The sequence below is a fragment of the Aquimarina macrocephali JAMB N27 genome (assembly GCF_000520995.1).
Taxonomy (GTDB): Bacteria; Bacteroidota; Bacteroidia; order Flavobacteriales; family Flavobacteriaceae; genus Aquimarina; species Aquimarina macrocephali.
This window is the reverse complement of the sequence record NZ_JACA01000041.1, coordinates 53,981-70,720: the sequence shown is the minus strand read 5'-3', so window position 1 is coordinate 70,720 and position 16,740 is coordinate 53,981. Positions and strand designations below refer to the sequence as shown.

Annotated in this window: 17 protein-coding genes; all 17 read left to right on the top strand. The window is 31.7% G+C overall.

Features of this window, described 5'->3' with window-relative positions:
- The first annotated feature begins 145 nt into the window (after window positions 1–145).
- The 17 genes from aqpZ (at window position 146) to Z054_RS0120185 (ending at window position 16,727) form a co-directional block, all read left to right on the top strand.
- The gene (aqpZ, locus tag Z054_RS0120270) at window positions 146–832 is read left to right on the top strand and encodes an aquaporin Z (protein ID WP_024771865.1); all 687 of its coding nucleotides are present in this window, start codon (window positions 146–148) and stop codon (window positions 830–832) included.
- Between the two features lie 336 nt (window positions 833–1,168).
- The gene (locus tag Z054_RS0120265; protein WP_024771864.1) at window positions 1,169–1,615 is read left to right on the top strand and encodes a hypothetical protein; all 447 of its coding nucleotides are present in this window, start codon (window positions 1,169–1,171) and stop codon (window positions 1,613–1,615) included.
- A 127-nt stretch (window positions 1,616–1,742) separates the two neighbouring features.
- Window positions 1,743–3,170: an SDR family oxidoreductase gene (locus Z054_RS0120260; protein WP_024771863.1), complete on the top strand. Its 1,428-nt coding sequence runs from the start codon at window positions 1,743–1,745 to the stop codon at window positions 3,168–3,170.
- Window positions 3,171–3,405: 235 nt separating this feature from the next.
- Window positions 3,406–4,644 (top strand): C1 family peptidase, encoded by a 1,239-nt coding sequence (locus Z054_RS0120255; protein WP_024771862.1) that lies wholly within the window; start codon window positions 3,406–3,408, stop codon window positions 4,642–4,644.
- A gap of 318 nt (window positions 4,645–4,962) precedes the next feature.
- A complete protein-coding gene (locus Z054_RS0120245) occupies window positions 4,963–5,430 on the top strand; it encodes a hypothetical protein (protein WP_024771861.1) in 468 nt (155 codons plus the stop codon).
- A 197-nt stretch (window positions 5,431–5,627) separates the two neighbouring features.
- Window positions 5,628–6,539: a DUF5694 domain-containing protein gene (locus Z054_RS30460; protein WP_024771860.1), complete on the top strand. Its 912-nt coding sequence runs from the start codon at window positions 5,628–5,630 to the stop codon at window positions 6,537–6,539.
- A 284-nt stretch (window positions 6,540–6,823) separates the two neighbouring features.
- Entirely contained in the window at window positions 6,824–7,918 is a 1,095-nt protein-coding gene (locus Z054_RS0120235) for a serine hydrolase domain-containing protein (RefSeq protein WP_024771859.1), read from the top strand.
- A gap of 150 nt (window positions 7,919–8,068) precedes the next feature.
- Window positions 8,069–8,764, top strand: a complete 696-nt coding sequence (locus Z054_RS0120230; RefSeq protein WP_024771858.1) for a hypothetical protein — start codon at window positions 8,069–8,071, stop codon at window positions 8,762–8,764.
- Between the two features lie 367 nt (window positions 8,765–9,131).
- Window positions 9,132–9,911: a sensor histidine kinase gene (locus Z054_RS0120225; RefSeq protein ID WP_161635317.1), complete on the top strand. Its 780-nt coding sequence runs from the start codon at window positions 9,132–9,134 to the stop codon at window positions 9,909–9,911.
- Window positions 9,908–10,627: a LytR/AlgR family response regulator transcription factor gene (locus Z054_RS0120220; RefSeq protein WP_024771856.1), complete on the top strand. Its 720-nt coding sequence runs from the start codon at window positions 9,908–9,910 to the stop codon at window positions 10,625–10,627. The genes Z054_RS0120225 and Z054_RS0120220 overlap by 4 nt, the downstream gene beginning before the upstream one ends.
- Before the next feature lie 145 nt (window positions 10,628–10,772).
- Window positions 10,773–12,269, top strand: coding sequence for a serine hydrolase (locus Z054_RS0120215; RefSeq protein ID WP_024771855.1), 1,497 nt, complete (start codon window positions 10,773–10,775; stop codon window positions 12,267–12,269).
- Window positions 12,270–12,479: 210 nt separating this feature from the next.
- Window positions 12,480–13,313, top strand: coding sequence for an SIR2 family NAD-dependent protein deacylase (locus Z054_RS0120210; protein ID WP_024771854.1), 834 nt, complete (start codon window positions 12,480–12,482; stop codon window positions 13,311–13,313).
- A 58-nt stretch (window positions 13,314–13,371) separates the two neighbouring features.
- Entirely contained in the window at window positions 13,372–13,953 is a 582-nt protein-coding gene (locus Z054_RS0120205; RefSeq protein ID WP_024771853.1) for a hypothetical protein, read from the top strand.
- A gap of 64 nt (window positions 13,954–14,017) precedes the next feature.
- Window positions 14,018–14,473 (top strand): hypothetical protein, encoded by a 456-nt coding sequence (locus Z054_RS0120200; RefSeq protein WP_024771852.1) that lies wholly within the window; start codon window positions 14,018–14,020, stop codon window positions 14,471–14,473.
- Between the two features lie 135 nt (window positions 14,474–14,608).
- Window positions 14,609–14,854, top strand: coding sequence for a VF530 family protein (locus Z054_RS0120195; RefSeq protein ID WP_024771851.1), 246 nt, complete (start codon window positions 14,609–14,611; stop codon window positions 14,852–14,854).
- Between the two features lie 190 nt (window positions 14,855–15,044).
- Window positions 15,045–15,836, top strand: a complete 792-nt coding sequence (locus Z054_RS28925) for a leucine-rich repeat domain-containing protein (protein WP_024771850.1) — start codon at window positions 15,045–15,047, stop codon at window positions 15,834–15,836.
- A gap of 60 nt (window positions 15,837–15,896) precedes the next feature.
- Window positions 15,897–16,727: a CPBP family intramembrane glutamic endopeptidase gene (locus Z054_RS0120185; RefSeq protein ID WP_024771849.1), complete on the top strand. Its 831-nt coding sequence runs from the start codon at window positions 15,897–15,899 to the stop codon at window positions 16,725–16,727.
- Window positions 16,728–16,740 lie beyond the last annotated feature (13 nt).

Sequence of the window (16,740 nt, the reverse complement as noted above, 5' to 3'; positions counted from 1 at the left end):
AGTGATTATATTATAGTTATCCTATTATTCTGCACTTAATCCGAAGTTAAAGAAAAGATCATACCAGAATATAACCTATAAAAGAAATATAAGTACCTTAGTAATTCATACCCTCATTATTAACATCAACAATAGAATAAACAACATGAAAAAATTAATTTCAGAATTTATTGGGACCTTATGGTTAGTATTAGGTGGGTGTGGAAGTGCTGTATTAGCAGCAGCATACCCAGAGTTAGGAATTGGATTTGCAGGAGTCGCTCTTGCATTTGGTTTAACCGTTGTAACGATGGCCTATGCCATTGGGCATATTTCGGGTTGCCATCTTAATCCTGCAGTATCTATCGGATTATGGATAGGTGGTCGTTTTGATAAAAAAGAACTGCTACCTTACATTGTTGCCCAGGTATTGGGTGGTATTGCCGGTGCAGGAATTTTATACCTTATTGCTACAGGAAAATCTGGGTTCGAAATTGGTGGGTTTGCTGCCAATGGATATGAAGAGCATTCCCCGGGTGGCTATTCTATGCTTGCAGCTTTAGTAACCGAAATCGTAATGACATTTATGTTTTTGATCATTATTCTGGGAGCTACTCATTCCAAAGCTCCTAAAGGTTTTGCAGGCCTCGCCATAGGATTAGGATTAACTCTGATTCACCTTATAAGTATACCGGTAACCAACACCTCGGTAAATCCTGCAAGAAGTACAAGCCAGGCATTATTTGCTGGAGGTTGGGCAATAGAGCAATTATGGTTATTTTGGGTAGCCCCAATCATAGGAGCAATTTTAGCCGGATTGGTGTACAAATTTATTTCTCCGGAAGAAGCATAAAAAACACAATAAACCTATACTATAAACCCTTGTATGATGATTCATGCAAGGGTTTATTGTTTATGCTACTCGATCCCAAGGAAAATTCTAGACACGTTGTGATGTATCCTTCGGCTACGCTCTGGGTACATGCCCGTCAGTTCGAGTGGTTTTTCGTAATGTAATGGAGAAAAATTGTATCGAGAACCAATCATTCCCTTACCATGAGGTTTCCCGTAACTTTATTAAAAAAGGTCATCGTACTTTTATATAAGAGAGATAGATGTTACTCTGGTAACGTTATCTGGTCATATTTAGAATATCATTATTTGGATCATTGTTAATACTAAATTTAAAATGGGCTACGAAAATAAAACAATAGAACGGTTTGCTGGATATGATGCCGAAATCAATACTAAAGGGGTGTTTATTTTAATCCTTAACATACTGATTATCGTTAGCATCACAATAATCATAGGAGAGTTAACAACACTCGTCTCCCCCTTACACCTTTCTCCGTTTAAGGTGATCACCAGTTTAATAATCCTTTTTTCATTTTTTTCTATACTGATTACTGTGTATACAATAACTCCATATTTAAATTCGTATAAAAAGTTCTTTTGGCTTTTTAATAGTATTGCGAATAGTAACAAAAAAGAGGACGAAGAAAAAGATATCGATAGTCAAATTTATGATTTAGAAAAAGGATTAAAAAGAAAACATAAGGGTGTTAAAATGGCTTTACTTATTAATTTTATTCAACTACTTTTTCTAACCTATATCGCATATATTATTGTATTTTAGATAAAATTCTCTAGTCATTATTAAAAATAAAAGCGTTGATGTACATGCATATCGTGATACAAAAAAACGCGCAAATACATATACATAAATTTAAACGATTATACAGGGTATATGCCTGTTTACACGAATGAAAATACTCCTAACAGGTGCCACAGGCTATATCGGCAAACGAATTCTCCCTTTATTAGTAAATAAGGGGCATCATGTGGTATGTTGCGTTAGGGATACCTCTAGATTTCATCCTCCCCAATCGTTGAGCGCAAGTATTTCTGTATTAGAAATTGATTTATTAGATGCTTCCTCTCTATCAAAAATCCCAAATGATATTGATGTGGCATACTATCTGGTACACTCTATGTCGACATCTGACGATTATAAATCATTAGAACAAAAATCTGCTATCAATTTTCGGAATACATTATCTAACACAGCTGTTAAACAAGTGATATACTTAAGTGGTATAGTTAATGAATCTAATCTATCTAAACATCTGCTATCAAGAAAAACGGTTGAAGAAGAACTAGGAAAAGGCAGCTACAACCTAACTTGCTTTAGGGCAGGAATCATTGTTGGATCGGGCAGTGCATCCTTTGAGATCATGCGCGACTTGGTAGAAAAACTTCCTGTTATGATTACGCCAAAATGGCTTCTTACCAAATGTCAACCCATAGGGATAGCAGATGTGCAAAGCTTTTTAACAGAATGTATCCTTAAAGAGGAAACATACAACAGGAATTTTGATATTGGCTGTGATGATATTCTATCGTATAAAGAAATGCTACTTGATTTTGCTAAAGTTAGAAATTTAAAAAGGAGAATCTGGATCGTACCTGTAATGACCCCGAAGCTCTCTTCTTATTGGCTATATTTTGTAACCTCTACTTCTTACAAGTTGGCCAGATCCTTAGTCGATAGTATGAAGGTTGAAGTTGTATGTAGAAATCATGAAATCAATACCCTACTAAAAATCCAACCCATATCCTACAAGCAAGCCTTATTAAGAGCATTTGATAATATTAAAAACAATGAGATTGCTTCAAGCTGGAAAGATTCTTATTCTAGTAGTGAGATAACCAGCAACATATCAGAATTTATAGAGGTTCCAGAATTTGGATGTTTTAAAGACATGCGTGTTCGACAAACTGAAAACTATGCATCATCAATAGAGAAGATCTGGAGTATTGGTGGTGAGAATGGATGGTATTACGGGAATTGGTTATGGAAAATCCGTGGTTTTTTTGATAAATTATTTGGTGGAGTTGGATTGCGGAGAGGTCGTACAAATCAATCCACTATATCTGTTGGAGACTCATTAGATTTCTGGCGGGTGCTCTATGCAAATAAACAAGAAGGAAGATTATTACTTTTTGCAGAAATGAAACTACCAGGAGAAGCCTGGCTTGAATTTAAAATAGTGGATAACGATGTGATCCAAACTGCCACATTTAGACCCTTAGGTTTGGCTGGCAGATTATACTGGTATGCTGTATACCCGTTTCATGGCTTTATTTTTAAAGGATTAATCAACCAAATAAGCACACATAACAAGACCTAATTAATTCTTAGTAAGGGTACTAAAACCCTTCACAATTCCCTACTCCTGCATCTCTTTTGTAGCCATACAAAAAACTTTTAAAATTCAACTAATCCTGGTAACCATATGATCCATAATCATATACCTTAAAAATGGCTCACAGCCTCAATATCACAACAAAAGGGCTAGAAGCGTAAAATATTCCTTATTTTAGTTACGCATATACACACATTAATCAACTTTAAAATTATTAATCATGAAAAAAATTCTACTCTTATTACTAATATTTTCGACAGAGTTATTTTGTCAAAATATCCCATGTGACTTTTCATGGGCAAATGCTCCGACTACAAGTGGTAATCAAAATTTTGTAACAAGCCCGAGAGCTCAGCCTTATCAAGGACCATGCTTAGCTTTTGCTTTTAATGCAGCTATTGAAACAACCTATGCTATGGAGAACAATGTATACGGTTCTAATTTATTTTCTCTTTCTGATGCATATCTTGATTATAAGGTATGGAATGCTCCTTATTACCTTCCTGATTTAAATTCGAATTTCAAAATCCCTTTGATAGCAAGTGGACAAATTAATTCGTTTGCACCTGCAACATGCCCTGTAAATAATCCTGATAGTAATGGATGTAGTATTAAAAGATCAGATGTATTAGATTACATAGAGCATCCAAATGGCCAAAGGTCATACAGGATTTTTTTAAACACAAACTTTTCGCCACCAATTTGGGATATTGAAGATGGAGGTTCTTTAGGTAATTATGTTACAGTAGGTAATGCTATTCAACTAAGTCAGAATGATATTAATTCTGTTGATGATATTAAAATGAAGATCTTAAATAGTGGTCCTGTAGTTGTAAAAGTATCAGGCAATCAAAATGGAGTTCATAACGCCAAAAAGTTTAGAAACTATAATATACCTACTGCTGGGCTATCCTACCATGCTTTTTCAATTATAGGTTGGACAAACGATTCCCGTTGGATTATTAAAGATAGTTGGCCTGGAATGTCTGGAATTGTGAATACAAAACAAAATGTTGATATAGTAAACTTAATGAATAATGGAAACGTAGAGCTTTATCAAGTATCTGATATATCTTACAATGGAAATAATGCATCTACAAACCCAACAACTTTATCTCTTCCTGTATGTAACCCTACGGTAGATTTAGAATTATCATCTATAAGCATTGATATTGATTATGCCCATATTGGAAGCTATTTGTATCATAAGTTTTGGGTTTCAAGTAATGTCTCTGTAGACAGATGGGTTTGGGGGATTGGATATCCTAATGGTTCATTAAAACGATCTCAAGTGAATAACTCCAATTCTAGCTCTGTTTTATTGACTCCAACCACTAGTGGATTGGTAACAATTTATGTTAGAGCTTACAAAAACGGTGAAACTGTTACTAAAGAAAGAAGAATATACCTGTCTAATGGTCAATCCTCAGGAGGAGGGGGATCTGGTAATGCTTGGTAAAACTATTGCCAACAATGTATATAAAGAATAGCGGAGTAAATGCTAAAACGAAAAGTTAGTGCATGAAAATCCGCTACTTTTTATATATGAGATCGTTGTAGATAATTAACGAAATATGGAAAATGAATTACGAAATAGTAGATTCTAAAAACAGGCTAGTAACCGCTTCTTTTTCAAATAGTGGAGAGTTTGTAGCGGATGAAGTACTAAAATTGATTAACAAAAAAGAATAAAAAGACGACTCTGTGTTTATTTAAAAACGTAGTTTTTTAATGCTACATTTCACATGAAAATCGTTTATAAACACCATTCTAAACTATGAAATTATCTGATTTAATTGACAAAAAAATCTCAAAAATTCGATTCAATTACAAATTCGAAAATGAACAGGGTATTCAAGAATTTCAATCTCAGATTAGATTGTCAAATGGCCAAATTGTATTGTTACCTAAACATTTGGATGACAATTATGATTTAATTGAACATTATTCAAATCATAGAAGTACACCATTTGAGAAAGCTCAAAGATGCGGATTAACATCGAGATTAATGTTCAGAAATAAACAGATAATAGATATACATTTTAAGTTTTTGGATAACAAGTATTTAATGAATTCGTGCGCAATACTTGAATTAGATAACGGAAAATTCATAACTGAGAGCAATTATGGTTCAAAAGGCCTAACGAATATAGATTTAAAAATTATGAACAAAGCTCAATTCCAAGAGCTTGCCGATGATGAAATCCAAATACGATCGCTTCGAAAAGATATTTTGAATCGTTAACAGTAAACGTATTCTAACAACGTCTATTAATTAGAATTAGCTAAGTTCAGGTCCAAAAGTTCAATTCTCTGAATTCCCGTACTAACCATCGTCGATATATTATAGTACTATAAATCTATCCAAGAAAATAGATTCAGGCAACTATCCCAACAAAATTTGCGTCTATACTAATAGAGCTATTTAGCTTGATAAAAACAATGAATCTAAAAAAACCAATGAAATATTTCTTCAAAGTATTATTAATTCTTCTTCTAACTTCATGTAGTTCAAAAAATAAAGATAAAACCAAGCAACATCATATGTCTGATTTTCAGAAAGCACTCGCTGCATATCCGTCAATTGATAGTATCTCTAAACATCAGGTTTTAACCTTAGGAGTGTTTCATTTTGACAGATCAAGAGATGGTAGCGATGTGATTGCCAATGAGCATATTGATATCTCAACAGATAGCAATCAAAAGGAGTTGGATAGCTTGATCAATTTATTAGAGCAATTTAACCCCGGAAAAATAGCTGTAGAATGGCGTACATCTAATCAAGAATGGATGGACTCACTGTATACCGAATATCAAAAAGGAAATTACAAACTAGGTAAACATGAAACATTTCAACTAGGTTTTAAATTAGCCAAAGCCCTTGGTCATAGTAGAGTATATTGCATAGATAACAACCCTCCGTTCCCCGAATACATAAACGCCATTGATGACTGGGGAGTATATGCAGATAGCCTTGGGCATCTGGAATTATGGAAAGCTTATGATGCTGAAAATAAAAGGTACAATACATTTATGGACACCATACAAAGACATCTCAATGTATACGATTATATAAAACTAATTAACTCGAAACAGCACTCAAAAAGGTCAAAGCAACTTTGGACAACTGGACTTGTAAATGTTGATCATGGAAGTAACTACTTAGGAGCAGACGCTGTTGGCAGATGGTATAGAAGAAACGTACGACTATTCGCTAATTCGAAAAACTTAGTATCAAAAAATGAAAATTTACTCATCATATATGGAGGGGCTCATAAGTGGATTCTGGATGAACTATTTGAATCAGCACCGGATTTTCGAGTAATGACATTTAATGATTTGACAAAGCACTAACATTTACGTGACGAGTTATCAGGTTTGATTCCTAAAATAGCATTGAATTGTTTGACTTCGCGTTTATGAAATTGAAAGAATTTACGTAGAAAAAAAACGAATCTCTGATTGGGTTGTTTCATGTGTATATAATTTTGGATATACCTTATTAGTAGTACTACATATCAAAATATCACACTTTTTAGAAGAAATTTTTGAGATGCATACATGTATGGGTTAAGTTTTTAAAATAAACACAAACAGGTATATACATATTGGTACATATATTGTGGTTACTTTTTAATATGAAAAATATAGCAACCCTAACGCTTTTTGTTCTCTTAATAAATACATTTTGCTACGGACAAAACCCATATAAGTATTCTAAGCCAAAAGACCTTGATGACGGATGGAAAACAGCCCATCTAAGTTTACAGAATGTCGACACCACAAAAATCTATCAATTATTCGAACAAATACATAATGGCAAAAATAGGTTACACAGTGTTTTGTTAGTGAAAAATGATCAAATCATTATCGAAGAATATTTTAACGACCATTTTTCAAATAAGCAACACGACCTTCGTTCTACAACAAAAAGCATAAGGTCAATTTTATTGGGAATTGCAATTGATAAAGGATTTATTGATAGCATAGACGATCCTATATCAAAGTATCTCAAAAAACCGGTGCCAACCAAAAATCTAGACAAGAGAAAAGATAAAATAACAATCAGGCATCTATTAACAATGTCACCTGGATTTGATTGTAACGATTGGGATAAGAAATCAAAAGGGCAAGAGGATAAAGTTTATAAAAAAAGGGATTGGCTTCAATATACGCTTAATTTACCAATGGTTAATGAACCAGGAGCTGTCTCAAATTATTGCTCGATGGGCGTAGTGTTACTAGTCGAAATAATAAGTCAAGCTTCGAAAATGACAATCGACAAATTTTCTGAGCAATACCTATTCAATCCATTAGGTATTACCAATATAAGTTGGGGGCATACTTCAGATAAAAAGGTGATCCCATCGGGAAAAAGGTTGTATATGACCTCACGTGACATGGCTAAAATCGGGCAATTGATCCTCAATAATGGAAAATGGAATGATAAACAAATTGTTTCTGAAAAATGGATTGAAGAATCAACCACGCCAAAAACAAAAATTACTGGAATTGATTACGGTTATTTGTGGTGGAACATTCCGTTCAAAATAAACGAAAAAGTGATAATTTCTAAAACAGCAACTGGAAACGGAGGACAATATATCATGATTTTTCCTAAATTGGATATGGTTGCTGTATTTACAGGAGGTGCATACAACTCACAAGAAGACAAATTTCCTTTTGCTATAATGAAAAACATCTTCCTGCCAACATTCATAAACGAAAAATAACAACAAGTACAATCCCATAAATTATTTCAAAAACTGAAAGACACGACAAATCAATATCTTTACTAGATCAAAACGTTTTGTTAGTTGAGACGTTATACTACAGTTTGCTCCCAATATGAAACACATCTATAACATGATCAAACACTAAACATGGTATCTCAAAAAAAACTTCTAATTTCAATATTAATAATATCTTCTATAATTGTACAGGCTCAAGAAGGAATTTGGATTAATGAATACGCTATTAATCCCCAAACTAATAAAAAGAGTAATGAATTTTCGAATAGACTAATGTTTAAAATTGAAAAAGATTCCATATTCTCATTTGATCCGGGAAAAGAAGAATGGAAAGGAACTTTTGATAATGGATATCATTATCTTAAAAACAAAAACATACTTTCAATTCCATCTATTGGAATCAAATTTGAATTCCCCAATAAGCATCAGATAATTCTTCGAAATAAAGATGAAGTTTTATATTTCAGGAAAGTTGAGTCAAAAAAAATAGCTTTAAAAAAATTTAGGAAACTAATTCTAAAAAACATATTTATAAGCGATTTAGGATATCAGGAAAAAGACACCATTTCTTTTTATGAAACCCCTCATTCACCTAAATATAGTTTTAACAACATAGGCATTCGCTTTATGGAATTAGATAATTCATATCTTTTGTTTGCTGATTTCAAAGGTGCAGGTGTTTATGAAATAAATGATATTAGAAAAAACTCTTTTTCATTAAATGTGAATTCAAAAAAAGGAGTTCAAAAAATTGAGTTTAACGTTTTGAAGGTAAACAATCTCGATACATTTATCTTAAAAGAAGAAACATTAATAATAGAAAAATAGACACAATGCACTTGGTAATACAGTCTTAATGTAAAGAACACACCTATTGTGGCTGTGCATAGGTATTAAGGTTAAATCTATTGAAACAAACGACCAGATGATAAAAAAGAATCATATCCATAATAAAAACATCCTTACTGTTTTTATACATATAGGCTTTTGGTGCCTTGTGTTTTTATGGCCTCTTTTATCGTTAGATGAAATTTCTAACACACAATATATTATCAATAGAAATTGGCTATCTACATGCAGCCTTTTGATTGTTTTCTACATCAATTATTTTCTATTGGTGGATCAGTACTTTTTTAAAAATAAAAAAACACTCTTTTATATCATTAACTTCTTACTAATTATTATACTCTTTTTTTTGATAAAGAGCTTCTTAGAATTAAACCTCTTTAACCCTACAGAAAATGGCATTAGGCTAAGAGAAGTTAGAAGCGGTACCACCTCATCTCTACAACTCATTTTACCAATGATATTAAGTGTTGGAATGTGCGCTGGTTTAAAAATTAATAAAAAATGGATTAATGATCAATTGGTATTACAGGATGTAAAACAAGCGCAATTAAATTCTGAAATTAAATATTTAAGATATCAGATTCAACCTCATTTCTTATTCAATACTCTAAACAATGTGTATTCATTAATTGATAGTTCCCCAAAAATAGCCAAGACATCCATTCACAGTTTAGGTAAAATGATGCGCTATTTACTACACGATACTGCAACGAACAAAGTACCTTTGGTAAAAGAAATTGATTTTTTAGAGCATTATATTGATCTAATGCAATTAAGAGTGTCTTCGAATTTAAGAGTAGAAAAAAGTTTTCCTATCATTAACCAACCCATACAGATAGCTCCACTCCTGCTCATTTCTTTTATCGAAAATGCCTTTAAACATGGTATCGATGCAGTACAGCCTAGTCATATAAAAGTTGAGCTAACTATCGAAAATCATAATACGATACACTACAGCGTGATCAACTCTTCTTTTCCGCAAATTGAAAACGTAACGGATTCTGGGATTGGACTCGAAAATTTAAAAAAGAGACTCGAATTATTATATCCTAGTAAATTTGAGTTGATAACAGAAGAAAAAGACAACCTATATATCGCTAAATTAATACTTAACTTTAAAGAATGATGATTAGATGTTTATTGATCGATGATGAGCCTTTAGCGCTTAACCTATTAGAAAGTTATGTAGAAGCTACACCATTTTTAACACTGGTCGCAAAATGTCATAGCGCTATTGCTGCAATTGAAATAATGGATCAAAAAGACATTGATTTGATTTTTACAGACATTCAAATGCCTAATTTATCGGGGATGGAATTCTCTAAAATGATTGCCAACAATGGATCAAAAATCATTTTCACTACTGCTTTTGAAGAGTTTGCATTAGAAAGCTATAAGGTTAACGCCATCGATTATCTGGTAAAACCAATTAATTATCCAGAGTTTGTTACCGCAGCCAATAAGGCAAAACAGCAGATTTTAAATACAATAGCACATCCAGAAACAACGAATTATAATGATGATTACATTTTTGTAAAGTCTGATTATAAATTGATCAAAATAGATTTAAAAGATCTTATTTATATCGAAGGTTTAAAAGACTATGTAAAGTACTACACCATCTGTTCAGAAAAGCCTATTCTATCTTTAAAAAGCATGAAATCCTTAGAAGAAGAGTTATCTGGTAAACATTTTATGCGAGTTCATCGTTCTTATATTGTGAACTTAAAAAAAATAACAACCATAGAACGTAATCGCATTGTATTTGGCGAAAAATACATTCCTGTTTCAGAAAAGCATAAAGAAAACTTTCAAAAGTTTATAGACTCTGATTTTTCATAATGAATTAATATTCTTTTTAAATAGACAAAATCCTTTAAAACGTCTATTAAATCCTCTTGTATATCTATATTGTTTGAATCCATACTTGTTTTGATTCAATTTTGAAGTATTAATCATTAAGGTTAATGCCTAAACAAAATACGTAATGAAAGGAATACAAATACTCTCAAAATCACTTTATCATTTTGAATTACGAATAAAGAAAACACCTTCGGTGCTTAAAATATGTATCTGTATTGTATGTGTATCACTAAATATACATGCGCAAGAGTTAAATAAAAAAATTGATGGCGTGATGCAGAAATATGTAGAACTAGACCTGTTTTCTGGCACCGTACTACTTGCCAAAGAAGGCAAAGTTGTCTATGCAAAAGCCTTTGGAGATGCAAATAAAAGCTACCAAATAAAAAACAATATAGATACTAAATTTAATATTTGTTCTATGGGTAAAATGTTTACGGGAGTCTCTATTTTACAACTCGAAGAACGAGAAAAATTAAAACTCAATGATCCAGTTAGTAAGCATCTAATAGACTTTCCGTTAGGAGATAAAATTACAATTCACCATTTACTTTCACATACCTCTGGTGTAGGCAATTACATGAGACATCCTGTGTATCGGTCTAAAAGAAGTGAAATGCGTACGATAAACGACCTGTTACCATTTATTTATGAGCAAAAATTAGATTTTAAAATACCGGGTAAACGATTTTCATATTCTAACTCCGGGATGATTCTCCTGGGAGCCATTATCGAAAAAATTACAGGGCAATCCTATTCTGATTATATTACTAAAAACATTTTTTCTCCTGCTAAGATGAATGACACACAGATGAAATTCTGGGATGATGTGGTTAAGAATCGTTCAATCGGATATATGAAGTCACTTTCTGGTAAATACCAAAACAATGTCTATAAAAGTAGTGCTCCGCAATCAGATGGCGGAATCCTATCCACAGTAGGTGATATGTTAAAATTTGACCAAGCGCTTTACAGTTCTATTTTAATTAATGAGGCATCAAAACAAAAACTGTTTACTGCAGTCATGCCAAAGGTAACGTATGGTTTAGCTTTTCAGGTAGAAGATAGACATAAGAATAAAGTGGTTGGTCATAGTGGCGGCGCACCAGGTTTTTCCTCCTACTTTTCAAGATACTTGAAAGATAAATATACCATAATTGCACTATCAAATTATGATATGATTTCGAAAAATGTCGTGCATTATATAGAAGATATTCTATATAAAGTAGAGTATAAACTACCAAGACCCAGGCTTAATCAATTTATTTATAATAACATGAATAAAATTAGTGCCTTAGGATCATTAGAAAAAATGACTGATTTTATTGGGACCTACTATACCATTCGTTCTCCTCAGCATCTAAATATGATTGCTTATGAATTTATTCATGAAGATGAAAAAGATTTTGCAATTGAATTATTTAAACTTAATGTACACTTATTTCCAAATGTTGCTAATGGTTATGATAGTCTGGGAGAAGCCTATGAAAAAAACAAACAATATGATTTAGCACTCAAAAATTATGAGAAAGCCGTTGAAGTTGCGAAAAAGAATGCTGATCTATCATTAAATTCTTTTACTCAAACACTACAGCGGTTTAAGAAAGAATATCATAAATAAGCAAAAGAGAGTGTTTTACGTATTCAAAAAATTGTAACCTCCTATACACCAGTAATACCAAAATGCTATAAATAGTAATCAAAATATCATATCATAGTTTGCAAAACCTTATTTTTGACATGAGCCTACCTATACCAGGTGGGTTTTTAAAAAAATATAAACAAATATATCTGTACTAGTGTGTGTGTATTATTGCTATGTATAACTTGAATGAATGAACTAAATGACATAATAGAAGAAGTATTATCGAAAGAGAAACGAAACAAATTCACTTTCTTGACTGGTGCAGGCATCTCTGCTGACAGTGGGATTCCAACATATCGTGGTTCGGACGGAATCTGGGTTAAAGGAACTAAATATCATAAACCTGAAGAATTTGGGACATACAAATACTTCATAGAACATCAAGAAGAAGTCTGGCAATACACATTATTTAGGAAAAAAATGATTGAAAATGCTAAACCAAATGAGAGTCATAAGATACTTGCTGACCTTGAAAACATATTAGGTGACAGATTTCATTTAATAACTCAAAATATTGATAATCTTCATAGGAGAGCTGGAAATCAAAATATATATGAAGTTCACGGTAATTACAGAGAAGTTAAATGCTCTATGGATTGCAAGGATATTTTATCTATTCCAAGTAACCTTAAAGGAAAAGATATAAAAGAAGAGCTTAGAAAAGATGAAATTGATTCTCTAAAATGTTCTGAGTGTGGAAATTGGTTGAGACCAAATATTTTATGGTTTGATGAATATTACGATGAAAAAACTAACAAGAAATTTAGCGCTCTGAAAGTTGCAAAAAACAGTGGGATTCTTTTCATTGTAGGAACATCAGGTGCAACAAATTTACCTTTAGAAATTGCTCGAACAACTTTAAAATATGGTGGATATGTGGTTGATATGAATATCGAAGACAATCATTTTACAAACCTTTTAAAGGGTAAAAAAAGAGCTTTAGTAGTGAGAAAAAGAAGTAATGACATACTTCCTGTTATCAAAGAACAAATAGAAAAAAGCATAGAACAAGGGATATAATGTATGACTATACCTCAGGATAGCAACAACATCATACACAAGATCGTTAGGCATAATTATGAACAATACTGTTTTCCATAATAAAAAGTTTGAATTAAATGGAGTACCTATCCCTGATTTTGAGTTAGTATCCGGAAAAATAATAAAGGTTTATGTGCCAAATTTCGATTCTGAAAATAATGGATTAGGTTATAAGTTTTGTTTACACCTATCAGAGAGGTTTAAAAATCAAAATTCTGAATTAATGTGGATAAAAGAATATTCAGAAACAAGATTTCGGAAATTCTTAAAACCTATTTCAGTTGGAGATTTTATAATAGATCAATTAAAAACGGATTACCAAACAGCGCAAAATATCTCGGAATATCTTGAATTAGATTTCAATGAAAAAGTAAAAAACTTGATTCTCGGAAAGGGAAAAGCATTAGCAATCAAATGTAATTTTGAAAAGTATAACATGCTAATCTTTGATTATTATGGAATTGGTGCTAGTGAAATTGATTATGTTGAGAGAATTGTCAATTCGGAAATTAGAAAAGGAAAATCAGCAATAATATTTGACCGACTTGAATTTCAACGAAAGAAAGAATTGTATGAAAATATTGAACCTATAAAAATAAAAGTACCTAACGCTATATAACAAACTTTGCTGACCAAAAGGGCAGCTATGTTTTATTATATTTAGCATTACCTACAAGCGTAAAATGAAAATTAAATATTTAATTATTCTATTAATCACATTCACGTTAAGCTCATGCAAAAATGAGGAAGATTTAATTTTTCAAAAAATAATTGGGCAGTGGGCTATTCAAGAAATAACATATAAAGATGAAAATGTAAAAGATTATTTGATAGTCAATTTTATGACTTTTGATAAAGAATATTTTACAATTCCCGAGATCGGAAAACATAAAGCTGAAAATGAATACGACAAACCCCAATGGAATTTAAATATTAAAGCCTCAAATAAAAAAATTATAACATTAGACTGTAAAAACCCAATCTTTAAAGGCAGATACGAATTAAAATTCTATAAGAATTCCGAGAAACAACTCTTATCAATATCTTTGAAATCTAAAAACACATACATAATAGCTAATAAATTTTTTCAAAATTTTGATACTGATGGGAAAAATTGGTCTATGAATAAACAAGCCTAAAGCTTACCGTATATTTGCCATAGCACAAAGATTTAGAGAGGAAAAGTTATAAAACATACGAGGCCTACTCACAACAAAGAGATTCTATAATTACCAATTAAATAAGGATTAATATTTTAATTAATCATCATAGTAATGGACGATAAAAACAATTCTAACCAACAACAGCCCAACAATCCTTTGCATGGGGTAAAATTAATAAACATACTAGAGGTATTGGTAGCGCATTATGGATGGGAACAATTAGCAATGAAAATTAATATCAATTGTTTTAAAAAGGACCCTTCGATTAAATCTAGCCTTAAATTTTTAAGAAAAACACAATGGGCAAGAGATAAGGTTGAACAACTTTATCTTGAGTTACATAAAAAAAATAATTGATACTCCCTATCCTTTTAAATGTAACATCAAAAAACGCTATAAATACCTATCAAAAACATCACATCCTATTTTGTAAAACCTTATTTTTGATATACGCTCATGTTTACCCGATGAGAGTTTAAAAATAAATACAAACGAGTATATATCTACTCGTGCAGATCCCGTGATTACAAGCATCAAATCGAACCCTATGAAAACAATGATAACTCTTCTTTTTATATTGATTGTTGGCTCCTCTATCCATGCCCAAAAATCTTCATATGTTCTGGTAAATGATAGAACAGAAAATCAAAGTGTTATTGAATTTTTAGAAGGATTAATGGATAAAAAAGAAAGTATTGAAGAACTTGATTTATCCCACGGAAAACTAGATAGTATTCCAAAAATTATCCGAAAATTTAAAAACTTAAAAGTATTAAGATTATATGGTAATAATTTATCCTATATAACAAAAGAAATATGCCAGCTCACCAACTTAGAGCGTCTGGATTTAAGGTTAAATATGCTTGAAAAATTACCCAAATCCATAGAATGTCTAAAACAATTAAAAGACTTAGACTTACAAGAGAATTTATTAACCGAATTACCTGAATCGATTGGAAATTTATCCAGCTTAACCGATTTGTCTCTACAAAACAATCCGATAAGAAAATTACCAAATTCAATAGGAAATCTTAAACAATTAAAAAAAATAGTTTTAAGAAATAACGCAATCAAAGAGCTTCCTGATTCTTTTATCGACTTAGAAAATTTAGAAATTCTTTTTATCGTAAATAACCCTTTAGAACGACTTCCTGATTCAATAGGAAATATTAAAACATTACAAAGTATCTCTATCTATGATAACAAAATTTCGAGTTTACCTGGATCCATGGAGAATTTAACCAGATTAAGATATTTAGATATTCACGGAAATAAAATTAATCCTGCGGACATAGAAAACCTGGAAATAAAATTAAAATATTGTGAAATTGAAAAGTAATCTTTTACACATGAGTATATACTTATAGCATTTGTAACAATTTCAAAAGATTAATACATCATGAGAGAGTATGCAAAAAGAAACCCTGTTACTTTCTTCTTCATTCTAACGTTTGTTATCTCATGGAGTGGAATTTTGATTGTAGCAAGCCAAACTGGGATTCCAGCTACCTCAAAACAATTCGATAAATTGCTTCCGGTTGCAATGATTCCATATTTATTTGGTCCCAGTATCGCTGGTTTCATTTTACTCGGGATAACTAAAGGTAAAAAAGGATTCAAAGATCTACTTAAAAAATTAGTGAAGTGGCACTTAGGAACTAGATTATACCTCATAGCGATATTGACTATACCCATTCTTTCAATTATTTCTCTCTTTATTTTAAATCTATTTTCAGAAGTATACACTCCAGATATTATCACAACCGATGATAAGACAACCTTAATTCTAAGTGGATTAATTTATGGAATAGTTGGGGGAGGCATTCTAGAAGAATTGGGGTGGTCAGGGTTTGCTATGCCTAAACTAAGAGAACACTATGGAGTATTAAAGACAGGGTTGATTATTGGAGTATTTTGGGGAGCTTGGCATTTCCTCCCAGTTATTTGGGGATCTGGTGACAGTTCTGGTAATTTAGTCCTATCTAAATTTCTACCTGGTTTTTTCTTTCATTACGCTGGCTTAATTCCCATTAGAATTTTGATTGTTTGGATTTATGACAAATCAAATAGTTTAATTCTACCAATTATTATGCATGCAACAGGTACAGCTTCTACATTTTTTATCTTTAATATCTCCGAAGTTGGAATACCTCTCTTTATTTATTATTTTTTACTTGCTATCATGCTTTGGTTATTCATTGTATTGACCCGATACAAATTTGGATTGTAATTGGAATCTAATA